This is a genomic window from Sphingomonas sp. GW821-FHT03E12 (genome assembly GCF_059420685.1).
Genome location: NZ_JBWKUF010000003.1, coordinates 1 through 22,232, shown reverse-complemented (window position 1 = coordinate 22,232; position 22,232 = coordinate 1). Strand labels below are relative to the sequence as shown.

The window sequence follows — 22,232 nt, the reverse complement described above, 5'->3', positions numbered from 1 at the left end:
CAGTCATGGCATACATACCGCAACCACGAAAAATGGAGAGGGTATCATGGCCACCGCCGCCGCCGAGACCACCCGCGTCATGACCGACGCCGAATGGGAGGCGCGCCAGCAGCTCGCCGCCGTCTACCGGGTGTTCGACATGCTCGGCTGGTCCGAGATGATCTACAACCACATCACACTGAAGGTGCCGGGCGAGGATCACGCCTTCCTGATCAACCCGTTCGGGCTGCACTTCAGCGAGGTGAAGGCGTCGAACCTGGTCAAGATCGACATCGACGGCAACAAGCTCGACGGCAGCCCCTACCTCGTCAACCGCGCCGGCTTCGTCCAGCATTCGGTGTTCCACCGCAACCTGCCCGACGTGCACTGCATCATGCACACCCACACCACCGCGGGGATGGCAGTGAGCAGCCTGGAGGGCGGGCTTCAGCCGATCAACTTCTACGCCTGCAACTTCGCCGGGCAGATCGCCTATCACGACTTCGAGGGCGTGACGGTGCGCGACGAGGAAGGCGACCGGCTGATCGAGAACCTTGGCGACAAGCGCATGCTGCTGCTGCGCAACCACGGCATCGTCGCAATGGGCCGCACCCTGCCCGAGGCGTTCGTCAAGCATTGGGCGCTCCAGCGCGCCTGCGAGATCCAGCTCGCCACCCTGTCGATGGGCAAGCCGCTGGTCGTGTCCGAAGACGTGATCGCGGTCCATCAGCGCGACCTGCACATGGCGCAGGCATCGATCGCGCCCGGCGCGGCCGACTTCGCCGCGATGGTCCGGCTGGTCGACCGGACCGACAAGAGCTGGCGCGAATAGCGCGTCGCGGACCGCCAAGGTTCACACGCTTTTCGCATCGGGTGACGTTGTTCTCCTTCGCCTTTTCGCCAGCAGGTCATGGACTCAATTATAACCCATTTGGATCATGTAGGAAAATAAACCAGATTTAATCTGGTTAATCCATGGCTTGCATGAAGGGCGGAAATCGCCGGGCATAAGCGAGGACGTGACGGTGCGGGCGGTGCGGACGAAGGCATCGTGGAACATGTCGGTGCCGATGTTGGCGGATGCGCTTTTCGCAATTCCACTTTGCGCAGACCGGACAGCGAAAATATCGACAGGAGTGTCGACAGGTCGGCAACCCCGTCCCGTGCCTGATTGTCCACATGCGAGACGTCGGCGCAGACCGGATGCCGCATCGCCCCGGCTACACCCATCAGGTCGCCGGGATCGCGCGGCTGACCGACGGCCTGGCGATCGGCGGGGTTCGCCACCAGTTCCGCCAGGAAGGCGAAGGCTTTCGCGCGCTGCTGACCGTCGAGTTTCCCGCCAGCGTTCCCGGCCGCATGATCACCCAGCATTGCTGGCATCTGGCGGTCGATTTCCCGAACTGGATCGAGGCGGCAGCGCGATGATCGCGTGCCTGTTGATGGCCTTGCCGCTGCCCGGCCGCCGATGCATCATCGCGGCATGACCAAGTACCTCATCTCCTTTCCCGCCGAGGCCATGCAGGTCACTGACGAGGAACTGCCGGCCGTCTCCGTCGACTCGCATGCGGTAGTCGAGGAGGCGAAGGCAGCCGGCGTCTATGTCTTCGGCGGCGGGATCGACGAGGGCGTCGCGCCGGTGCGGGTCTCCGGCGACGGATCAGTGTCCAGCGAGACCTATCCGGGCAGCCGCCTCAATGGCGGGTTCCTGGTGCTGGAGGTGCCGACGCGCGAAGAAGCGGTCGACTGGGCGCGCCGGATCGCCATCGCGTGCCGCTGCGCGCAGGAGTTGCGCGAGTTCGGGTACGATCCGGCGAGCTAGGCGCGCAGATCGGGTGGGGGTTCCCGGCAGAAACCGACAATTGGGGGAGTGTTGTGAGAATGGCCTATCGATGGTGCGCGACCGCACTGGCCGCGCTGTGCGGCACCACAGCGTGTTCGGCCCAGCCCGCCGCGCAGCAGGGCGACCGGCAGATCATCACCGTTCCGTTCGACTTCTCGCCCGATGCGCGAAACCCGATGGATGCGTTCCGGCAACTCTATGCCGAACTTGGCCAGCGCGCCGCGCGGGAGGCGCGCGACCGCGACTATGAGCCCGTTGTCAGCCACGAACAGCTCAAGGACGGGCGCTGGACGCTGGTCAGCGCCATCACACCGCGCCGGGGCGTATTCTATTGGGTGCTGACGGGTCCCTATGACGTCTATGGATCGGGCAAGATGCTCGAAGCCCGGCGCGACCTGTCGGTATGCCGATTCACCCTTTCCTTCGACGGCCCGGCCATCGACCCACTCACCCCCACGCATAGCTGGTTTGCGCTGGCTGAACCGACCGGTCCAGCCGCCGTGATCAAACCCGAGTGCGCGGCACCGCTTCAGGTGGAGGTGGAGCGCATCGCGCGGTGGCGGAGCGATCGCGGCAAGGCGGTCTATACGACCCTTGGCGAGGCCAGTTCCGGCACGTTACGCGGGTGGCTGGTCGAACAATCCGAGGTCAATCATACCTTCGACGCGAGCGGCGCGGTCAACTCGCTCATCGAGCGCGGAGACACGGTCGTTCGGGCGACCGCCGCCGGTTCCTACAATTCCCCGATTGCGCACGTTACGACGCGAAGCGGGCGCAGCTTTGTGGGGTTTCATGACTCCTCCGCTGCGACGCAAGGCTATCCCGCCTGTGTCGTCGAGGGTGTGGCTTGGAGGGACGTGGCGGGCGCCCCTTATCCCCCCTCCCCCGTCATGGCCAGCGCAAGGCAGCTCTGTGAGCAGATCACGCAGCGCTATTCGGAGCTTGAGCGCAAGCGGATGGACCGCGAACTCGAGACGAACCCGATCCAGGTGGTTCCCATCGAGGAATTGCAACGGCGAGCGGGCGGCAAATAGGTCTCTTGGGCTGCTAGACCGTCTGCACGAAATCGCGGATCAGGTTCAGCACGGCGTCGGGCATTTCGCGATGCGGCATGTGGTGGCAGTCCTGAAGGATCACGGCGCGGCCGCCCGTCAGCGCGGCGATGCGTTCGGGGTGCGCGTTCGAGCCATATTCGTCATGGTCGCCATGCAGCGCCATCACCGGGCTGCGTAGCCGGCGGAGTTCGTCGTCCAGCGACCAGGTCGCGAAGGCGGGCGTCCGCCAGGTCTCGATCCAGGCGTCGAGCACCCAGCGCGCCTTGTCGCCATGATATTTCGCGACGCGATCGACCTGGCCTTCCGACTGGAACGCGATCCGGGCAGCCTCGATACCCGCAAGGGTCCGGTCCTCGGTAAAGGCCTGCGCCGCCAGCGTGATCACCGCATCCGTCTCGGCGGGGAACGCCGCGCCGCTCGCGATGGCCATGCCGCCGCCGACGCTGTGGCCGAACAGGATCATTCGATCGATCGCGAACGCGGCGCGGATCGGGGAAAGGCCCGAGCGCGCCTCGTCCTGGACGAAGTCGTGCTGGAGCAGGCCCGGGTGCGGGTCCGAGCGGCCGAAGCCTAGACGGTCGTACGCAATCACGCTCCGGCCGGTTACCGACGCGATCCGCGCGGGGAAATCGCGCCACTGATCGACCGATCCGAGGCTGTCGTGAAACAGTATGAACGGCGCAACTGCAGAGACCGGCGCCGCGCGCCACTCCCGGGTGAAGAGGCGACCGGCCGGGGTATCGACGTAGCGATCGAAGAAGGACGGGTTACGCATGGTACGCACGCGGGGGCCGGACAGGCCGCCCTTCACTCCCCCTTCGCGACCTTCACCAGCAGCGCGTCGACCTGAACCTGCGCACCGGCGACGGCGTTGAGGGTTTCGATCGTGCCGTCGAACGGGGCGGTGAGCGCCTGTTCCATCTTCATCGCTTCGAGCACCAGCAGCTTCTGGCCGGCAGTGACCGCCTGTCCCTCGGCAACCTCGACCGAGACGATGCGGCCGGGCATCGGGGCGAGGATCGAGCCGTCACCCGCGGCTGCGCCCGCGGCGCCGTCGGTGCGATCGGCGGTGACACGGAAGGTGGCGCCGCCATGGACGAGCAGTGCGGCACCGTCGCGCTCATGGCCGTAGAAATGCGAGGCGATGTCGCCGTGATCGGCTTCGAACGCCACACGCTCGCCATTGACGCTGACCGCACGTCCGGTTGCCGGGCCGCGGTTGAGGCGGAAGCCCTCAAGGCCATGTGCCATGAGCAGCGTGTCGTCGGGTACATCCTGCTCGAGCCAGTAGATTGCGCGCGTGAGATCGGCAGCGGTCGGCAGCGGATCGATCGTCAGTGCTTCGCCGCGGCGCTCGATCAACCCGGTATCGAGCCGGGCCTGCTCGAAATCGCCATCGCCGAGCAGGCGGAACAGGAAGCCGGCATTGGTGCGCACCGGCCAGACGGTGAGGTAGCTGAGCTCGGACCGCAGCGCGGCGATCGCCTCCTCCCGCGTGTCGCTGTGGACGATCAGCTTGGCGATCATCGGATCGTAGAAGGGCGAGATTACCGATCCCGCCTCGACCCCGGTATCGACGCGTGCATTGACCGGGAAATCGAGCACTTCGAGCTTGCCGGTACTGGGCAGGAAGCCGCGCGCGGGATCCTCGGCATAAAGCCGCGCCTCGATCGCGTGGCCATTGATCGACAGTTGCTCCTGCCTGAGCGGGATCGGCTCGCCGCTGGCGACGCGGAGCTGCCATTCGACGAGGTCGACGCCGGTGATCGCCTCGGTCACCGGATGCTCGACCTGAAGCCGGGTGTTCATCTCCATGAACCAGATGCGGTCGGCATGGAGGCCCTGCGAGGCGTCGGCGATGAACTCGATCGTGCCTGCGCCGACATAGTTGACCGCGCGCGCCGCCTTCACCGCCGCCTCGCACACAGCGAAGCGCGCCGACTTGTCCATGCCGGGCGCCGGCGCTTCCTCGATCACCTTCTGGTGGCGGCGCTGCATCGAGCAGTCGCGTTCGAACAGATGGACGATGTTGCCATGGGTGTCGCCGAACACCTGCACCTCGATATGGCGCGGGGCGAGGATGTATTTCTCGATCAGCACGCGATCGTCGCCGAAGGACGAGGCAGCCTCACGCTGGCACGATGCGAGCGCGTCGGCGAAGTCCCCGGCGGCATCGACGCGGCGCATGCCCTTGCCGCCACCGCCCGCGACCGCCTTGATGAGGACGGGATAGCCGATCTTGTCGGCTTCGCGCTGGAGGCGGTCGAGCGACTGATCCTCCCCCAGATAGCCGGGGGTGACCGGGACGCGGGCGTCCTGCATCAGTTTCTTGGCGGCGTCCTTGAGGCCCATGGCGCGGATGCTGTCGGGATGCGGGCCGACCCAGATCAGCCCGGCGGCGACCACCGCTTCGGCGAAGTCGGCATTCTCCGAGAGGAAGCCGTAGCCGGGGTGGATCGCCTCGGCGCCGGTGTCCTTTGCCGCGGCGATGATCCGCTCGCCGATTAGGTAGGATTCGCGTGCCTGCGAGCCGCCGATGTGGACGGCCTGATCGGCGCTGCGGACGTGGAGTGCGTGGGCGTCGGCGTCCGAATAGACCGCGACGGTGCGGATGCCGAGCCGGCGCGCGGTGCGGATAATGCGACAGGCAATCTCGCCGCGATTGGCGATGAGGAGGGAGTTGATCATGGCTTGCTTCCTGCTGGTGCGCCGCATGGCGGGGGCCAGGCTTCGCGGCTCCCGGGCTTGAGATCGGTGAGGTAGAGTTCGCCCGAACGGTCTTGCGATGCCTGGGCGAAGAGCAGCTTTTCCGCATCGGGCGAGAGCAGCGGGCCGACCTGGAACACGTCGGCGCGCGCGGGGATGCGGCCGGTTTCGCGCCAGACCCCGCCCTGCTTGCGGAACTGATAGAGGTGCGAACGGTCGCCACGGTCGGCGACGAGGATCAGCGTGCTGCCGTCGCCCGAGACTTCCGCCTCATATTCGTTGGCGGCGGTGCTGACGGGCGCGCCGAGGTTGCGGACCTGCCACGCGCCGGCCTGTTGCTGCGCAACATAGATGTCGCTCTGGCCGTGCCCGCCGGGGCGCGAGGAGCCGAAATAGAGGTTGCCGGCAGCGTCGATGCGCGGGAGCAGCTCGGACTGGGGCGAGTTGACCGGCGCGGGCAGGCGCACGGGGGCGGCGAAGCTGCCATCCGGGCTGCGCGCGGCATGGTAGATGTCGAAATCCTCGCCCTTCGGATCGTGGCGGGTCGAGACGAAATAAACGCCCTTGCCGTCGGGCGTGTAGCCTGCGTCGGCGTCGAAGGTCCCGGCGGGACCGGCGAAGGACGGCGGGACGGGTTTGCTCCAGGCGCCGTCGATGCATCGTGTCATGAGGAGGTGCCAGCCGCGGAAACTGGCATCGGCGGCGAGGTAGATCAGTTCGCGGCCATCGGGGGAGAAAGCCGGACTGGCCTCGTAGCCGGGGGTGGAGATCGCGTCGGGCGTCCAGCGCACAGGCGCTTGCGGCGCGGTAGAGGCACCGGTGAGCAGCAGCGCGGCTGCGGCGAGGCCCTTTCCCGCGATCATTTCGCCGCTACCGCTTCGATCTCGAGCAGCCAGGCGGGATCGTAGATGTCACAGACGATCACGGTGAGCGCAGGGGCATGATCGCCGAGGATGTCGCGGCGGATCACGGAGTTTTCTTCGCGATAGCCGCGATCGCTCAGGAAGGTGGTGACCTTGACGAGGTTGGAGAAGCCCATGCCTGCCGCGGCGAGTTGGGCTTCGACGTTGCGCCAGACGAGGCGGCATTGCGCGGCGAAGTCGGCGGGGACTTCTCCGGCGGTGTCGACGGGGATCTGGCCGCTGACGAACAGCAGCGATGCGCCCGGATCGACCAGCATCGCCTGGGCATAGCTGCCACCGGGTTGCGGGGCGTCGGGGGCGTTGATGGGGGTCATATAGAATCCTCCCCGGCACGGGGAGGGGGACCGTCGCGAAGCGACGGTGGAGGGGGCCCCGCCTCACGGCACGCGATCACGATTGCGGTGACGCAGCCTTCCATATTGCTCAGGACTTCAGCGGCAGGGAGCCGCAGCGTGCGAAACCCCTGATCTGCAGTGAAATGGTCACGCGCGCTATCCTGTTGCGGCTGATCGCCGCGCTCGTGCGCCTCACCGTCAACCTCGATCAACAGCCGTGCGGAGAGGCAAGCAAAGTCCGCGGTGTAGGGCGTGATCGGGAATTGTCTGCGGAAGCGATAACCCGCCGGGCGCGCTCGAAGCTGCTTCCACAACACTACCTCGGGCAGGCTCATTTCCTTCCGGAGTTTGCGGGCGCGCTTCACCTGGCGAACGGGCTGCTTGAGGACAGCGGGGCCCCCTCCACCCCTCGCCTGCGGCGAGCGGTCCCCCTCCCCGTTCCGGGGAGGATTTTCAGGGATGGCTGCTTCCCTCACATCCGGAACACGCCGAAGCGGGTTCCCTCCTCCACCGGCGCGTTGAGCGTCGCGGCGAAGGCGAGGCCGAGGACGTCACGGGTCTGGGCCGGGTCGATGATGCCGTCGTCCCACAGGCGCGCGGTGGCGTGCCAGGGATTGCCTTCATCCTCGTATTTCTGGCGGATCGGCGCCTTGAAGGCTTCGGCTTCCTCGGCCGACCATTTGTCGGCGTCGCGATGGACCGTGGCGAGGACCGAGGCGGCCTGTTCGCCGCCCATCACGCTGATGCGGCTGTTGGGCCAGCTAAACAGGAAGCGCGGCGAATAGGCGCGGCCGCACATGCCGTAATTGCCCGCGCCGAAGCTGCCGCCGATCAGCACGGTGATCTTGGGCACGCTGGCGGTGGCGACGGCGGTGACGAGCTTGGCGCCATGCTTGGCGATGCCCTCCGCCTCATACTTGCCGCCGACCATGAAGCCCGAGATGTTCTGGAGGAACAGCAGCGGGATACGGCGCTGGCAGGCGAGCTCGATGAAGTGGGCGCCTTTCACGGCACTCTCGCTGAACAACACGCCGTTATTGGCGAGGATCGCGACCGGCATGCCCCAGATGTGCGCGAAGCCGCACACCAAAGTGGAGCCGTAGAGCGATTTGAACTCGTGGAACTCCGAGCCGTCGACGAGGCGCGCGATCACTTCGTGCACATCGTACGGCGCGCGAACGTCAGTGGGGACGATGCCGTAGAGCTCCTCGGCGTCGAATTTGGGCGGACGCGGGTCGAGGATCGCGACATCCGGGGTACGGTCGCGCGGGAGATGGCTGACGATGTCGCGGACGATGGTCAGCGCATGCTCGTCATTCTCGGCGACATGATCGACCACGCCCGACTTGCGGCCGTGGAGGTCGCCGCCGCCCAGATCCTCGGCCGAGATCTCCTCGCCCGTCGCGGCCTTCACCAGCGGCGGACCGGCGAGGAAGATCGTGCCCTGATTGCGCACGATCACGCTCTCGTCCGACATCGCCGGAACATAGGCGCCGCCCGCGGTGCAGCTGCCCATCACGCAGGCGATCTGCGGGATGCCCTTGGCCGACATGTTGGCCTGGTTGAAGAAGATGCGGCCGAAATGCTCCTTGTCAGGGAACACCTCCGCCTGATGCGGCAGGTTCGCGCCGCCACTGTCGACGAGGTAGATGCACGGCAGCCGGTTGGCCTCGGCAATCTCCTGCGCGCGGAGATGCTTCTTGACCGTCATCGGGTAGTAGGTGCCGCCCTTCACCGTCGCGTCGTTGCACACGATCATGACCTGCCGGCCCGAGACGCGGCCGATGCCCGCGATCATGCCCGCACCGGGGACTTCGCCTTCGTACATGTCGCACGCGACGAGCTGGCCGATCTCGAGAAAAGGCGAGCCGGGATCGAGCAGCCGCTCGACGCGCTCGCGCGGGAGCAGCTTGCCGCGCGAGGTGTGGCGCTCACGCGACTTCTCGTTCCCGCCAAGTGCAGCCTGAGCGACATCGGCGTGGAGCCGCTCCACCAGCGCGCGATTATGCGCGGCATTGGCGCGGAAGCCTTCATCCTCAGGGGAGAGTGCGGATTTGAGGACGGGCGCGCTCATCTTGCGCACTCCGCACGGGCAGCGCACAGCGGCGCAAAGGGGGACTTCATGGCGACCATCCTGCTGCTCATCGCATCCAACATCCTCATGACCATCGCCTGGTATTGGCATCTGGGAAAAGCGGGCCTCGACAAGCCCCTTCTGACCGTCATTCTGATCTCCTGGGCAATCGCCGGAGCCGAATATTGCTTTGCAGTACCCGCCAATCGCGTCGGATATCTGGCGGGCTGGACGCCGGGCCAGCTCAAGATCGCCCAGGAAGCCATCGCGCTCACCGTGTTCGGGGTGTTCATGGTCGTGGTGCTGGGTGAAGCGCTGCACTGGCGCCACGCCGCGGCGTTCGTGTGCATCATGGGCGGCGTCGCCTTCCTGTTCGTCGGGAAATAGCTCACGCCGCGCCGGCCAGCGCGCAAATGCCCGCGGCGCTCAGCACCGGCCAGCCGACATGCTTGCCGCGCGTCCAGACGAGACTCACCAGACCGAGCGCGAGCCAGATCGCGCCGATCGCCCGGATCAGCGCAACCGGTGTGCCGGGCCAGACGACGGCGATCGCAGTGGCGGCCATCAAGACGCTGGTGACGTGCCAGGCATAGCGGATGATCGTGCGGGCAAAGCCGCCGGCCAGCACGCCGTGACGGGCACGCAGCATCGGGCCGATCAGCTTCGCCTCGCCGAGGATCGAATGGGTGATCCCCGTCGCAACCATCAACGCTGCAGAGGCCCAGAGCCAGATCACGCCGCGCCGATCAGCTCGCGGCCGATCAGCATGCGGCGGATCTCGTTCGTCCCCGCGCCGATGTCGAGCAGCTTGGCGTCGCGCAGGAAGCGCTCGACCGGCCAGTCCTTGGTATAGCCCGCACCGCCCAGCGCCTGAACCGCCTCGCCCGCGACCTTGAAGGCGTTCTCGCTGGCCAGAAGGATCGCGCCCGCGGCATCGAAGCGCGTGGTCTTGCCTGCGTCGCATGCCTGCGCCACCGCATAGACATAGGCACGCGCCGAATTGAGCGCGACGTACATGTCGGCGACCTTGGCCTGCATCAGCTGGAAGCTGCCGATCGCCTGGCCGAACTGCTTGCGCTCGCGCAGATACGGCAGGACGACGTCGAGGCACGCCTGCATGATGCCGAGCTGGATACCGGCGAGCACGGTGCGCTCATAGTCAAGGCCCGACATGAGCACGCCGACGCCGCCGTTGAGCGGCCCCATGACATTCTCCTCGGGCACTTCGCAATCGTCGAACACCAGTTCGGCGGTGGGCGAACCGCGCATGCCCATCTTGTCGATCTTCTGCCCGATGCTGAAGCCGGGCATGTCCTTCTCGATCAGGAAGGTGGTGATCCCGCGCGAGCCTTCGCCGGTCTTGGCATAGACGACGAGCGTGTCGGCATAGGCCGCGTTGGTGATCCAGAATTTGGTGCCGTTGAGGACGTAGCGGTCGCCCTTATGCTCGGCGCGCAGCTTCATGCTGACGACGTCCGACCCCGCGCCCGCTTCGGACATGGCGAGGCTGCCGACATGCTCGCCCGAGATCAGCTTGGGCAGATATTTCGCCTTCTGCGCGGGCGAGGCCCAGCGGCTGATCTGGTTGACGCAGAGGTTGGAGTGCGCGCCATAGCTGAGGCCGATCGAGGCCGAGGCGCGCGATACTTCCTCGCACGCGATGACATGTTCGAGATAGCCGAGACCGAGGCCGCCAAATTCCTCGTCGACGGTGATGCCGTGCAGGCCGAGCTCACCCATCGCGGTCCACAGCTCGTCGCGCGGGAACCAGTCGTCGGCGTCGATCTTCGCGGCGAGCGGCTCGATCCGCTCCTTCGCGAAACGCTGGGTGGTGTCGCGGATCATCTCCGCGGTCTCGCTCAGCGCGAAATCCATCTGGGGCAGGCTCATCAGGCTCTCCTGGGACTTTTGCCGCAGCTTAGCGGGTGAATGCGACGGAGAAAAATTGAAAGGCAACGCGCAACAGCATAGATGACATCTATGATCGACCGCTATCTGCTGCGCTATTTCCTTGCCGTCATCGATAGCGGGACGTTCACGGCGGCTGCCGCGCAGGCCAATGTCTCGCAGCCCACCCTCTCTGCCGGCATCGCCAAGCTGGAGCGCGAAACCGGGGCGAAGCTGTTCCGCCGCAACAGCCAGCGCGTCGAGCTGACCGAGGCCGGCGCGCGCTTTGCCGTGCATGCGCGGCGAATCGAGCGCGAGTTCAACCTGGCACAGGCCTCGATCGACGGGCTGGCGCCAGGCGGCACGCTGCGGCTGGGGGTGCTGAACACGATCGCCAGTGCGGAACTGGCCGCCTTCGTCGCGCTGGCCGGCCGCGCCGAACTGGCGGTCGAGCTGGTCGAGGGCAATGCCGCAGCGCTGTCGCAGCATTTGTCGCGCGGGCGGATCGACCTCGCGCTCACCGCGACACAAAGCGAGCCGGGGGCGGAGATGGAGCCGCTGCGGACCGAAGCCTTTGTCCTCGCCCTGCCCGCTTCGCATCCGCTCGCCGGCGAGGCCGCGATTCCGGGAGAAGCCCTGGCGGGGGAGACAATGATCGTCCGCCGCAATTGCGAGGCGCTGTCGGAGACCAGCCGCTATTTCACCCGGCGCGGCATCCGCCCCTTCTTCGCGCTGCGCACGACCAATGACGACCGCGCGCTGGAGATGGTCGCAGCAGGCCTGGGCGCGACGGTGATTCCCGAGTCGCACCGGCACCCCGGCGTCGCGAGTCCCGCGCTGCTCGGTTTTGGCGCCACGCGCACGCTGGCGCTGACCTGGGGCGACGACACCGCCGCGATCCGCGAGGCTTCGGCGCCGGTCACGGATGCGTTGCGCACCCAATTCGGGGGCTGACAGGCGACGAAGCAGCGCTATGTGAGGCGCAAATCAAGGGAGAGCAGCATATGGCCGGGCGCTATTTCGACGAGTGGCAGGTGGGCGACCGGATCGTGCACGACCTGCGCCGCACGGTGACCGAGACCGACAACCTGCTCGTCTCCACCCTCACCCACAATCCGCAGCCGCTGCATCTCGACGCCGAATATGCCGGCGCGACCGAATTCGGCCGGATCGTCGTCAACGGCACCTTCACCTTCGCGCTGCTGATCGGCATTTCGGTCGGCGATACGACGCTGGGCACGCTGGTCGCCAATCTGGGCTATGACGAAGTGCGGATGCCCAAACCCGTCTTCATTGGCGACACGCTGCGCGCCGAGACCGAAGTGGTCGAGCTTCGCCCGTCGAAATCGCGGCCGGGACAGGGCATCGTCACCTTCCGGCATATCATGCTGAACCAGCGCGACGAGGCGGTCTGCACCTGCCTGCGCAGCGCCCTGCTACAGGCGCGTGGTTGAGTATATATCCTCCGTTTCGGAAGATAACGCCTTCCGTTTCAGAGATACCCCATTACCCAGAACGATAATTCGTTAACCTAATCGGCGTATATACATCCCTGTAAACAGGGAGCAGTACTATGCGCCTGGTTTCGGAACGCCGCGGCACTGCGATCATAGAATTCGCGATCTTGCTGCCTGTGCTTATATCATTGCTGATGGGAATGATCTGCTACGGCCTTTACTTTGGCGCGGCGCATTCTGTTCAGCAACTGGCAGCGGACGCCGCGCGGCATAGTATTGCCGGCGCAACGCTGACTGAACGCCGGACGCTGGTTACTGGCTATGTCAATACGAACGGCCCGTCCTACTTCCTCGTCCGTGCCGAACGACTGAGCGAAGTCAGCGCGACCGAGCAGGCCGGCGGGCGGCTGCGCGTCCGGATTTCCTATGACGCGACCTGGCTTCCGATCTTCGGCTTCTCGAAGCTCTTGCCGCTGCCGCCCGCGACCATCACGCGCGACTGCGTAATTCTGGGGGACGAGACGTGACCCGCTCGCTCCGGCGCGATCACCGCGGGACCGCCGCGATGCTCGCGGCCGGCGCCTTCCCGTTTCTGCTGGCCGCCACCGCTGCCGCCATCGATGTCGGCGCGGTCGCGCTGGAGCGGCGGCGGATGCAGGGCGCGGTCGACGCGGCTGCGCTCTCCGCCGTGCAGGATCTGTCCAGCGCCGATACGCGCGCACGCAACGTGCTGACCGCAAACCGGGTCGAGCCATCGGCATCCACCCAGGTGGCGACCGGCGCGGTCGCGGGCAGCGGCACCGCACGCACCTTCACCCCCGGCGCAATGGGGGAAGCGGTGCGCGTCACCACGACCTATCCCAATCCCAGCTACTTCCTCCGCGCGCTGGGCCTGCATTTCAACGACTCTCGGGTCAGCGCGGTCGCAGGCCGCCGCAATCTTGGCGCGATCTCGATCGGGTCGGGCGTGGCTTCCTTTGATAACGGGCTGGTCAACAGCCTGACGCGCGGACTTACCGGATCCACCGTCGGCCTGTCGCTGGTCAGCTACCAGGGACTGGCCAATGTCGACGTCAATTTGTTCACCTTTCTCGATGCGGTCGCGGTGCGCGCCAATCTCGGCGCGATCAGCTATGACCAGATGCTGACGCAGACGATCGAGCTCCCCGCCCTGCTGCGCGCGCTCGACGATGTGAGCAGCGGTCAGGGGCTGGGCGCGGTCGCCGCCGGGATCAACGGGGCGCCACGGTCGATCAAGCTCGGCGACCTGATCGGGCTCGACATGGCCGGCGCGGGAACGGCCGGCAGCGGAGGCGCTTCGGCGCTGCTCGCGAAGGTGAAGGCCAACGAACTGCTGGGCGGCCTGCTTTCGGTGGTCAATCGCGATCATGTCGTCTCGCTCGACCTTGCCGGCAGCGTGCCCGGCCTCGCCTCGCTGCGCGCCGAGATCAAGGTCGGCGAATCGATGCAGTCGAGCCCGTGGATGGCGGTCGACGACCAGGGCGGGATCGAGGTGAACACCGCGCAGGCGCGGATCAATCTGGTTGCCGAAGTCGGGCCGCTGCTTGGCCTGGGGGTCAAGCTGCCGCTCGCCGCCGAAGTCGCGCCCGCGCGCGCGGTCCTCGACGCGCTGCCCTGTGCACCGCGCGATACCGCCGCGGTGCGGGCCAAGGCCGGTGTGGCGAAGCTCGCCATCGCCGACCTCGCCGTCACCGACTCGATCCCGTCCAGCGCCGCCGCGCTCACCCCCGCCCCGCTGATCCGCGCGCCGCTGATCTCGGTCGATGCCAAGGCGTACGGCGCACTCGAATCGTCGAGCTGGCAGAACATGACCTTCACCAAGGCCGAGATCGCCGCCCATCAGGCCAAGTCGATCGCGACGACCGACGGCGTCTCGACCTTGCTCGGCACGATGCTGGCGTCGACCGATATCGATGTGAACGTGCTCGGACTCGGCCTCGGGCTGGGCCTTCCCGGCGAGAACCAGATCGTGGCGAAGCTGCTCCAGTCCGCCCCGTTGCTTGAGACCACCCTGTTCCAGCTGCTGGGGGTCGCAGGCCTCAGCATCGGCACGGCGCAGGTGCGCGTCGATGGCTATCGCTGCGGCAAGCCGGTGCTGATGGTATGAGCGAGGGGGAGAAGATGGAGCATCTCACGCTCGACCGCGCCTATCCGTGCGACATCCGCTTCTTCCGCGAGCGCGCACGCGAGGAGCGGCGGCGCATCCGCCACGCCGACTCCGATCGGGAGCGGCAGGTGCATGCCGAAATGGCCGAACATTACGACATGGTCGCCGAGCTGCTCGCGGCCAAGGCGGGAACCAGACCGCGTTCGCTGACGGCGTTGCTGCGGCGCATGCTCGAGCTGCTCTTCCCCGGCTGAGCGAGCCATGCCGCCCGGGCTTGGGTTTCGTGCGGCATCCGCTAGGGTATGCGCCGCATGACCCGGTTCACCGTCAACAACCAGCCCGTCCAGTACAAGCTCGACGCCAGCACCCCCTTGCTCTGGGCGCTGCGCGACGCATCGAACCTGACCGGCACCAAATATGGCTGCGGCACCGGCGATTGCGGCGCCTGCACGGTCGATATCGATGGCGCTGCCGTGCGGTCGTGCCAGGTCACGATCGGCGCGATCGAGGGCAGTTTCGTCACCACCATCGAAGGGCTGGCGGAGAATCGCGCGCATCCGGTTCAGCGCGCCTTCCTGGCCGCCAATGTCGGCCAGTGCGGTTACTGCATTCCCGGCATGGTGATGGCGGCGTCCGCACTGCTGCGGAAGAATCGCAATCCGTCGGACGAGGATATCGCGGCCGCGATCACCAACCTTTGCCGCTGCGGTATCTATCCCCGGCTGGTCGAAGCCGTGGGACGCGCGGCACGGCTTGCCCGCGGCGAGGATGACAGCTCCCCGGAGGAACCCGACGATCAGCAGACGACCGTCGAGCCCGAAACCTGAATCCTTTCGCAATGCTGTCAGCGCAATTCAGACGCGTGTCAGCCGACTCGGTGCATTAGCGGGTTATTCTGAACGCCGGCGCTCTGCCGGAGCGGAGGACCGAGATGAAGAAGTTTGTTCTGGCCGCCCTGATCGGCGCGACCATCCTGACCCCCACCATGGCGGTCGCACAAGAGCGTGGCCAGTGGCGCGGCCGCGACGGCGGCGGCGAACAGCGGCAGCAGCAGCGCGAGCAGTTCCGCGCTCAGCGGGAGCAGTTCCGTGCCGAGCGCACGCCGCAGCAGCGCGAGCAGTTCCAGGCGCAGCGCGAGCAGTTTCGTGCCCAGCGCGAGCAGCAGCGTGCGCAGCAGCCGCAGTTCCAGCGCCCCGAGCGGCCGGAAGGCACAACGCCGCAATGGCGTCAGCAGCGCCCCGACGGCCAGCGCGACTGGCGTCAGGACCGTCGCGAGACTCGCCCTGAAGTCCGTCCGGACCGGCCCGAGGGTCAGCGCGACTGGCGTCAGGATCGCCGGGATGACCGCCGTGACGACCGCCGTGACTGGCGCGACGATCGCCGGGACGACCGCCGCGACTGGCGCGGGGATCGCCGGGACGACCGGCGCGACTGGCGCAACGACCGCCGGGACGACCGCCGCGACTGGCGGGGCGACCGTGGCGGCAACTGGAATCGCGGCTGGCGGCAGGACCGCCGCTATGACTGGGGCGACTATCGCACCCGCAACCGGAACATCTACCGGCTGCCGCGCTATTATGCTCCCCGCGGCTATAATTACGGCTATCAGCGCTTCTCGATCGGGCTGACGCTGGGCGCGATGCTGTACTCGTCCAGCTACTGGATCAACGATCCGTTCTACTATCGCCTGCCCCCGGCCTATGGCCCGTATCGCTGGGTGCGCTACTATAACGACGCGCTGCTGGTGGACATCTACACCGGCGAGGTCGTCGACGTGGAATACGACATCTTCTGGTAAGCCCCTTATCGATCGTCACGCGCGGAGGCCCGGCCGGCAACGGCCGGGCCTCTTGCGTTTCGCGGCGCCCTCGGCAAGTTGGCGATGATGAGCATCTTCGCCAAACCGAAACCGAAACAGGGCGGCGCCTCGATGACGCGCGCGCGCGCCGGGCAACAGGTCACGACCCGGCTCGAAGCCAATCCGGCGATCCGCAAGGCCAAGGTCGATGCCGCGCAAATCTACTATTATCCCGGCTTCCTCAGCGATGCCGAGTGCGACACGCTGATGCGGCTGATCGACGCCAATCGCCGTCCCTCGACGCTGCTCGCGGCTTCGGAAGACCCCGAGTTCCGCACCAGCGAGAGCTGCGATCTCAACCGCTGGTCGCCCGAGGTGCGCCCGCTGGACGAGCGGATGGCGAACCTGCTGGGCGTCCCCCCCGAACATGGCGAGACGATGCAGGGCCAGCGCTACGCCCCCGGCCAGCAATTCCGTCCGCATTACGACTGGTTCAGCGAGAATCAGGAATATTGGACCGCGATGAAGGCTTCGGGCGGCCAGCGCACCTGGACGGCGATGATCTACCTCAACGAAGTCGAGGAAGGCGGCGCGACCTGGTTCCCCCAGGCCGGAATCCGCGTGATGCCCAAGCGCGGCCTGTTGCTCGCCTGGAACAACATGAAGCCCGACGGCTCCCCCAACCCCGGCACGCTGCACGAGGGCAGCCCGGTGGTGAAGGGCACCAAATACATCATCACCAAATGGTTCCGGGAGTTTCCCTGGATCAACATGCCGATCAAGACGTACTGATCGGGCAGTTGCGCTGTGTTCAGCGTCGCTGAACCGCAATCAAACCAGGTCGTGAGCCCATAACGACCGCTTTCGGCACAAGGACTAAACGTCCGAGATTGGGTGGGAAACGGTCAGTCCGTGGGTGAAGAGCGGACAAACGAGCCTCACTCGCCTCAATGCTGCCAGATAAAGATTTTCTCACCGCGACGCCACGCGACGGCTGTCCAAATTAAGTACGTCGCCCAGCCCACGCCCAGAAGCGCGTAGAATGCGCGCGCTCCCATTTCGTCTGGAACGATCGATCCGAGATAGAGCGCTATTAGGACGAACATGAGTGTTGATCGTTCGGTCACGGGTGGCCCTTCCTATGGCAGCAGCAAGAAGGCTGGCTGCCATTTGGTATGATACCGTCATCCATGTCCGCAATGGGGTCGCTTCCGGACAACCCGCTCTTATTGAGTCTACGGCCTAAAGCAGCATCCCGTCGCCGCCGCTGCGCAGCGCAAGCACGCGGCCGATCGTATCGAACAGCGCGTCCATCGCCACCGGCTTGAACAGCACTTCGTCCGCACCCGCGGTCAGGCAGCGCTCGCGCAGGTCGATCGCGGTATCGGCGGTGACCACGATGATCGGCAGCTCGGCCTTGGCGTCGTCGCGCGCGCGGATGCGCTCGATCGCCTCGATCCCGTCCATCCCCGGCATGCGCAGATCGACCAGCACGACGTCGAAATCCTCCGCGCCGATGCGCCGCAGCCCTTCTTCGGCATGCTCCGCCTCGGCCATCGACGCGCCGGCCACGTCGAGCATGTCGCGAACGACACGGCGGTTCATCGGGTCATCTTCGATAAACAGGATATTCATGTGCGGGCCGTGCCCATCTCGTTGGCGTCGCGAGCTGAGGATATCATATGTGTGCTATCGTCTTAAGCCGCTTGTGACACAAGCCGGGTTGCGGCGGATGGCCCAGAATTTTGTGGGCGTCCTGCGACAAGCGCCTCGATCAGCGCTGCGCCGGCAACGGGCTTGGCAACCACGGTGTCGGCGCCGGCCTCCGCCAGCGCCGCGAGCATCGCGTCGTCCGGCTTGACCCAGAGCACCGCGGTCCGTGCGCCCTTTTCCTTCGCCGCCTTGTTGAGGTCGGCCAGAATCGCGACCGCATCCTCCCCGGCCGCCTTGAGCGTCGCTTCCTCGCCGAGCAGCAGCACCGGTCCGGTGCCGGGCAGCATCGCCAGCGCTTCGTCGGGAGTCGCGGCGAACTGGACCGCGGAGAAATGCGGTTCGAGCAAGGTGCGCAGCATGCCGCGCGCGATCGGGTTGCGGTCCAGCACCACAACCGGTTCGCCCGGCCCGTCCGCTGCGCCCGCACCGTCCGGCGCCGCGGCCTCGATCAGCGGCAGGTCGATGGTGAAGGTCGTCCCTTCGCCTTCCACGCTCGCGACCGACACCTCACCGTCAAGCGCGCGCGCCAGATTGCGCACGATCGCCAGCCCCAGCCCGGTCCCGCCGAACTTGCGCGTGGTGCCCGCATCGACCTGGCGGAAGGATTCGAAGATCTCCTCATGCTTCTCCGCCGGGATGCCGATCCCGCTGTCGGACACCGCGATGCGCAACCGCCCGTCCGCCGCCAAAGCCTTGACCGCGACCGTTCCCTTCTCGGTGAATTTGAGCGCGTTCGAGAGCAGGTTGAACAGCATCTGCCGCAGCCGTCCGGCATCGGTCTCGACCCAGACCGGCGCGCCGTCGGTCTCGAGCCTGAAGTCGAGCCCCTTGCCGCGCGCCTGCTCTTCCCACATCCGCGTCACGTCGCGCAGCATCGCGTGCAGATCGGCGGCGGCCAGCTCGACCGTCAGGTTGCCGGTCTCCATCTTCGCCACGTCGAGAATGTCGTCGACCAGCGCGCGCATCGTCATGCCCGCGCCGTGCACGATCCCCAGCCGGTCGCGCGTCTGTGCCGGCACGGTCGGGTCGCGCAGCATGATCTGGGTCATGCCGAGGATGCCGTTGAGCGGGGTGCGGATCTCGTGGCTGGTCGTCGCGAGGAACTCGGTCTTGGCCTTCAATGCCTTTTCGAGCGCGACGTTGGTCTCGCCCAGTTCGACGTTCGCGGCGCGCACCTGGTTGCGGCTGCGGCGGATCGTGAACAGGCCGATGCTCAGCAAGGTGATGATGATCAGCGTCGCACCGCCCACCCCGAACAACAGGGTGCGCTGGAACTCGGCCTCGCGCCGCGCCTCGTCCGCCTTCAGGTTCGCGATGCGCAGTTCCTGATTGGCATAGTCGAAGCGCGCGGCCATCAGCGCGGTGCTGGTCGAGGTTGCGAGCTGCGCCGCCTCGTCGCCCAGCTTGCGCACGCGCTCGAGGTGGGTGAGCGCCATCTGGCTCTCGCCGCGGGCGCTGTAGATGTCATAGGCGATCAGATGCGCGTCGCGCATCGCGATCGGCGTGGTGGCCAGATCGACGCCGGCAAAGCTCCGCTGGATCAGGCTCTTCGCCCGGTCGAGATTGTGCCGGTCAAAGGCAAGCTGCGCGGATACCGCCAGCAGCAGGGGTTCCGAATTGGGCGACGCGCCCTGTGCGATCAGCCGCTGCGCCTCGGCGATGACGGTTTCGGCCTCGTCGATCTTCTTGTCGTGATTGAGCGCGCGCGCCAGGTTGATCAGGATCGGCGGCAGCAGCGTCGCGCTGTTCAACGACCGTGCCGTCGCGAGCGCACGCCGGTACTGCGCCACCGCCTCGGCCGGTTTCTCCAGCCGCAGCAGCACGTTGCCGCGATTGTTGTAGAGGAACAGCGAAAGGCGCGGATCGCCCTCGTAGATCTCGGCCGCCTGCCGGAAATACTTGTCGGCGCTCGCGAAATCATTGGCCTCGGTATAGAGGTTCGCGATCGTCTGCAGGACGATCGACTGGCTCCTTTTCTCACCCACCGCGCCGAAGATGTTGAACGCTTCCTGGAGCGACGCCAGCGCCTCGGCCGGCCGCAGCTGGTCCTGCTGAACGCCCGCGCGGGCGATGAGCAAATCGCCACGAAGCTTGCTGGGTTCGGGATAGGCGCTGATCAGCCGGAGCGCGCGGGTGATTCGCGGCGCCGCCGCATCGGCATTGCGCGTGCGGATCGATGCTTCGCTCTGGAGCCACAGCGCGGTGGCGGTCGCGGTCGCCTTTGCGCGCGGATCGGCGATCGCGGCTGCACGCTGCTCGGCTTCGCCGGCAAGCTTCAACGCCTCGTCCGGCTCTGCCATCATCGCCGCCTTGGCCCGGTCGTTCAGCGTGTCCGCCGCGCTCTGCTGCGCAGCCGCCGGGACCGACAGCCCCAGCGTCAGCGCCGCAAGGATGGAAAGAAGCCGGCGCATCAGCCGCTCTTGCGCCAAAAGCCCTCCGGCCGCGCAAAGGTGGGCCGGATCGCCGACGCCGCCTTGTGCCCTTCCTCGTCGAGGAACCGGATGAAGGCGTCGAGCGCGACCGGACGGCTGATCAGGAAGCCCTGAACCATGTCGCAGCCCATCACGCTCAGCAGCGCCAATGCGGCCGGCGTCTCCACGCCTTCCGCAGTCACTTCCATCTCCAGCGCGTGCGCAAGGTCGATGGTCGAGCGGACGATCAGCGGATCGCGGTTGCTGCTGGTCAGCTGCATCACGAACATCTTGTCGATCTTGAGCTCGGTCGCGGGGAGCTGTTTCAGATAGGCGAGCGAGGAAAGCCCCGCGCCATAATCGTCGATGGCCAGCGGGATGCCGATCTCCGAGAAGGACTGGAGGTGACGGATCGCGCTGTCCGGATCGCGGATCACCGCGGTCTCGGTGATCTCGAACCCGATCTTGGCGCCGGTCTCGCGGATGATCCGGCACGCCTCGGTCACGAATGCGGCATCGGCCAGGAGCACGCCCGAAATATTGATGAACACGGGCATGTCGTACCCGTGCGCGGCCAGCACCTGCTGATCGGCAATCACCTGGCGCAGCGTCCACAGCGTGAGGCCGGCGATCTCGCCCCCTTCTTCGGCGGCGGAGATGAAGTCGCCGGGCAGGATCAGCCCGCGCACCGGATGCCGCCAGCGCACCAGCGCCTCGGCGCCGGTGACGGCTTCCTTCCGGACATGGACCTTGGGCTGATATTGCAGGAACAGCTGCCCCGAGCTGATCGCGCGGGGCAATTCGCGGATCAGCGCCAGCCGGTCGAAGGCGATGTCGGTCTGCGAGAGATCAAGCGTCACGATCCGCGATTCGGCGCGCGCCTGTGCCAGCGCCGATTCCGCAGCCTCGGTCAGCCGGACCTCGTCATCCTCGACCGCCGGTGCCACCGCGATGCCCCAGCGGAGCTGAATCACATGCCGCTCGCCATCCAGATCGATGGTGCGGGTGAATTCGCGCGCCAGCCGTTCGATCACGGCGGTCGCGGATTCGGCCGAATCGGCTTCGAACGACATTTCGAGCAGCGAGCGGCCGGCCGCGGCAATCCGGACATCGGGCTCTATCCGTCCGATATGGTCGGCCAGATCGCGCACCAGCGTGTCCGCACGGGGCCGGCCGAGATGCCGGCGGAGTGACTGAAAATTCGAGATTTCGCAAAGCGATAGCGCCCGCCATAGCCCCGCAGCCGGACCATTGACCCCGTCCCGGCGGACAACCGCGCCATGCTTGCGCGAAAGCGCCATCGGCATGGGCACATCCAGCCGCGCCGGCAGTCCTGACGACGCGGCGTCATCCGCCAGGAATGGCGAATTCGTGACTTCGGCGGGTTCGACACGCTCGGACATCGGATCCGCGAATAACTCCCACTCTTGAAGGAACTCTTAAGGACGAAACGATCGCCGCGGGGCGCCCCTCCTGTCCACCGCTGTCAGAGAATCTTGATTTAGAGTTAAAATTCTATTAAGCATCCGATTGTGCGCGTAATGCGCACGATGGGAGAAAATGAATGTTCGATTTCCTGTTTCGGGAAGGCTACGGCGAGTCGCTTCGCCCCTGGTAATCCCGGATAGCCCGGGTGGGCGGCGCCGCGGATGGTCCGCGGTCCTCGACCCGTCCGGGCTCTCTTCTCGACGATGAAAACGCTGAAGGCGGCGCGCATCCTTGCGGATCGCGCCTTTTTTGCGCCTGAAGCACCGCAGCAGCCGCGGGCCCGCACCGGCAGCCGCCCCTTGCCGTCCCACCCTGTTGCGCTAAGAGCGCGCTGACGTTCAGCGAAAGGGCTTTGGCGTGCGAATAGCGATGATCGGCACGGGCTATGTGGGTCTGGTATCGGGGGCGTGTTTCTCGGATTTCGGGCACGAAGTG

25 protein-coding genes are annotated in these 22,232 nt (G+C 66.5%); 14 read left to right on the top strand and 11 right to left on the bottom strand.

Features of this window, described 5'->3' with window-relative positions:
• Window positions 1-46: 46 nt before the first annotated feature.
• The 4 genes from AC07TU_RS09665 to AC07TU_RS09650 all read left to right on the top strand — a co-directional run bounded on the left by AC07TU_RS09665 (window position 47) and on the right by AC07TU_RS09650 (window position 2,856).
• On the top strand, window positions 47-811 hold the full coding sequence (locus tag AC07TU_RS09665) for a class II aldolase/adducin family protein (protein WP_495187697.1): 765 nt from the start codon (window positions 47-49) through the stop codon (window positions 809-811).
• A 347-nt stretch (window positions 812-1,158) separates the two neighbouring features.
• Window positions 1,159-1,407, top strand: coding sequence for a hypothetical protein (locus tag AC07TU_RS09660; RefSeq protein WP_495187696.1), 249 nt, complete (start codon window positions 1,159-1,161; stop codon window positions 1,405-1,407).
• Window positions 1,408-1,462: 55 nt separating this feature from the next.
• Window positions 1,463-1,801 carry a YciI family protein gene (locus AC07TU_RS09655; protein ID WP_495187695.1) on the top strand — a complete coding sequence of 113 codons (339 nt, stop codon included), beginning with the start codon at window positions 1,463-1,465 and terminating at the stop codon, window positions 1,799-1,801.
• 59 nt (window positions 1,802-1,860) lie between these two features.
• Window positions 1,861-2,856 carry a hypothetical protein gene (locus tag AC07TU_RS09650; RefSeq protein ID WP_495187694.1) on the top strand — a complete coding sequence of 332 codons (996 nt, stop codon included), beginning with the start codon at window positions 1,861-1,863 and terminating at the stop codon, window positions 2,854-2,856.
• 13 nt (window positions 2,857-2,869) lie between these two features.
• Here the strand turns inward: AC07TU_RS09650 and AC07TU_RS09645 are convergent, their stop codons facing one another.
• From AC07TU_RS09645 to AC07TU_RS09620, 6 genes are all read right to left on the bottom strand, one after another.
• Window positions 2,870-3,652 (bottom strand): alpha/beta fold hydrolase, encoded by a 783-nt coding sequence (locus tag AC07TU_RS09645; RefSeq protein WP_495188376.1) that lies wholly within the window; start codon window positions 3,650-3,652, stop codon window positions 2,870-2,872.
• A gap of 32 nt (window positions 3,653-3,684) precedes the next feature.
• Window positions 3,685-5,565, bottom strand: coding sequence for an acetyl/propionyl/methylcrotonyl-CoA carboxylase subunit alpha (locus AC07TU_RS09640; protein WP_495187693.1), 1,881 nt, complete (start codon window positions 5,563-5,565; stop codon window positions 3,685-3,687).
• Window positions 5,562-6,446, bottom strand: a complete 885-nt coding sequence (locus AC07TU_RS09635; RefSeq protein WP_495187692.1) for a hypothetical protein — start codon at window positions 6,444-6,446, stop codon at window positions 5,562-5,564. Before AC07TU_RS09635 ends, AC07TU_RS09640 begins: the two co-directional genes overlap by 4 nt.
• On the bottom strand, window positions 6,443-6,820 hold the full coding sequence (locus AC07TU_RS09630) for a RidA family protein (RefSeq protein WP_495187691.1): 378 nt from the start codon (window positions 6,818-6,820) through the stop codon (window positions 6,443-6,445). Before AC07TU_RS09630 ends, AC07TU_RS09635 begins: the two co-directional genes overlap by 4 nt.
• On the bottom strand, window positions 6,817-7,206 hold the full coding sequence (locus AC07TU_RS09625; RefSeq protein ID WP_495187690.1) for an endonuclease domain-containing protein: 390 nt from the start codon (window positions 7,204-7,206) through the stop codon (window positions 6,817-6,819). The genes AC07TU_RS09630 and AC07TU_RS09625 overlap by 4 nt, the downstream gene beginning before the upstream one ends.
• A 107-nt stretch (window positions 7,207-7,313) precedes the next feature.
• On the bottom strand, window positions 7,314-8,915 hold the full coding sequence (locus tag AC07TU_RS09620; RefSeq protein WP_495187689.1) for a carboxyl transferase domain-containing protein: 1,602 nt from the start codon (window positions 8,913-8,915) through the stop codon (window positions 7,314-7,316).
• A 48-nt stretch (window positions 8,916-8,963) separates the two neighbouring features.
• Here AC07TU_RS09620 and AC07TU_RS09615 point away from each other — a divergent pair, with 48 nt between their 5' ends.
• Window positions 8,964-9,302: a DMT family protein gene (locus AC07TU_RS09615; protein ID WP_495187688.1), complete on the top strand. Its 339-nt coding sequence runs from the start codon at window positions 8,964-8,966 to the stop codon at window positions 9,300-9,302.
• Between the two features lies 1 nt (window position 9,303).
• Here AC07TU_RS09615 and AC07TU_RS09610 read toward each other — a convergent pair whose 3' ends face one another.
• On the bottom strand, window positions 9,304-9,651 hold the full coding sequence (locus AC07TU_RS09610; RefSeq protein ID WP_495187687.1) for a hypothetical protein: 348 nt from the start codon (window positions 9,649-9,651) through the stop codon (window positions 9,304-9,306).
• Window positions 9,648-10,799 (bottom strand): isovaleryl-CoA dehydrogenase, encoded by a 1,152-nt coding sequence (locus tag AC07TU_RS09605; protein WP_495188375.1) that lies wholly within the window; start codon window positions 10,797-10,799, stop codon window positions 9,648-9,650. The genes AC07TU_RS09610 and AC07TU_RS09605 overlap by 4 nt, the downstream gene beginning before the upstream one ends.
• A gap of 96 nt (window positions 10,800-10,895) precedes the next feature.
• On the opposite strand from AC07TU_RS09605, the gene AC07TU_RS09600 reads away from it, so the two are divergent.
• The 8 genes from AC07TU_RS09600 to AC07TU_RS09565 all read left to right on the top strand — a co-directional run bounded on the left by AC07TU_RS09600 (window position 10,896) and on the right by AC07TU_RS09565 (window position 16,977).
• On the top strand, window positions 10,896-11,756 hold the full coding sequence (locus tag AC07TU_RS09600) for a LysR family transcriptional regulator (RefSeq protein WP_495187686.1): 861 nt from the start codon (window positions 10,896-10,898) through the stop codon (window positions 11,754-11,756).
• A 50-nt stretch (window positions 11,757-11,806) separates the two neighbouring features.
• Window positions 11,807-12,256, top strand: a complete 450-nt coding sequence (locus AC07TU_RS09595; protein WP_495187685.1) for a MaoC family dehydratase — start codon at window positions 11,807-11,809, stop codon at window positions 12,254-12,256.
• 119 nt (window positions 12,257-12,375) lie between these two features.
• Window positions 12,376-12,786 carry a TadE/TadG family type IV pilus assembly protein gene (locus AC07TU_RS09590; protein ID WP_495187684.1) on the top strand — a complete coding sequence of 137 codons (411 nt, stop codon included), beginning with the start codon at window positions 12,376-12,378 and terminating at the stop codon, window positions 12,784-12,786.
• Window positions 12,783-14,387 carry a pilus assembly protein TadG-related protein gene (locus tag AC07TU_RS09585; protein WP_495187683.1) on the top strand — a complete coding sequence of 535 codons (1,605 nt, stop codon included), beginning with the start codon at window positions 12,783-12,785 and terminating at the stop codon, window positions 14,385-14,387. Before AC07TU_RS09590 ends, AC07TU_RS09585 begins: the two co-directional genes overlap by 4 nt.
• A gap of 14 nt (window positions 14,388-14,401) precedes the next feature.
• Entirely contained in the window at window positions 14,402-14,641 is a 240-nt protein-coding gene (locus AC07TU_RS09580; RefSeq protein WP_495187682.1) for a hypothetical protein, read from the top strand.
• Window positions 14,642-14,698: 57 nt separating this feature from the next.
• Window positions 14,699-15,214, top strand: coding sequence for a (2Fe-2S)-binding protein (locus AC07TU_RS09575; RefSeq protein ID WP_495187681.1), 516 nt, complete (start codon window positions 14,699-14,701; stop codon window positions 15,212-15,214).
• Window positions 15,215-15,318: 104 nt separating this feature from the next.
• Window positions 15,319-16,185 carry an RcnB family protein gene (locus AC07TU_RS09570; RefSeq protein ID WP_495187680.1) on the top strand — a complete coding sequence of 289 codons (867 nt, stop codon included), beginning with the start codon at window positions 15,319-15,321 and terminating at the stop codon, window positions 16,183-16,185.
• An 87-nt stretch (window positions 16,186-16,272) separates the two neighbouring features.
• Entirely contained in the window at window positions 16,273-16,977 is a 705-nt protein-coding gene (locus AC07TU_RS09565) for a 2OG-Fe(II) oxygenase (RefSeq protein WP_495187679.1), read from the top strand.
• A gap of 450 nt (window positions 16,978-17,427) precedes the next feature.
• On the opposite strand, the gene AC07TU_RS09560 is transcribed toward AC07TU_RS09565, so the two are convergent.
• From AC07TU_RS09560 to AC07TU_RS09550, 3 genes are all read right to left on the bottom strand, one after another.
• Entirely contained in the window at window positions 17,428-17,820 is a 393-nt protein-coding gene (locus tag AC07TU_RS09560; RefSeq protein WP_066581509.1) for a response regulator, read from the bottom strand.
• A 62-nt stretch (window positions 17,821-17,882) separates the two neighbouring features.
• A complete protein-coding gene (locus AC07TU_RS09555; RefSeq protein ID WP_495187678.1) occupies window positions 17,883-20,309 on the bottom strand; it encodes a hybrid sensor histidine kinase/response regulator in 2,427 nt (808 codons plus the stop codon).
• The gene (locus tag AC07TU_RS09550; RefSeq protein WP_495187677.1) at window positions 20,309-21,712 is read right to left on the bottom strand and encodes an EAL domain-containing protein; all 1,404 of its coding nucleotides are present in this window, start codon (window positions 21,710-21,712) and stop codon (window positions 20,309-20,311) included. Before AC07TU_RS09550 ends, AC07TU_RS09555 begins: the two co-directional genes overlap by 1 nt.
• Before the next feature lie 442 nt (window positions 21,713-22,154).
• Between AC07TU_RS09550 and AC07TU_RS09545 the strand changes: the two genes are divergently transcribed.
• Window positions 22,155-22,232, top strand: a 78-nt coding sequence (locus AC07TU_RS09545; RefSeq protein ID WP_495188374.1) for a hypothetical protein, incomplete at its 3' end; no start/stop codon positions are given.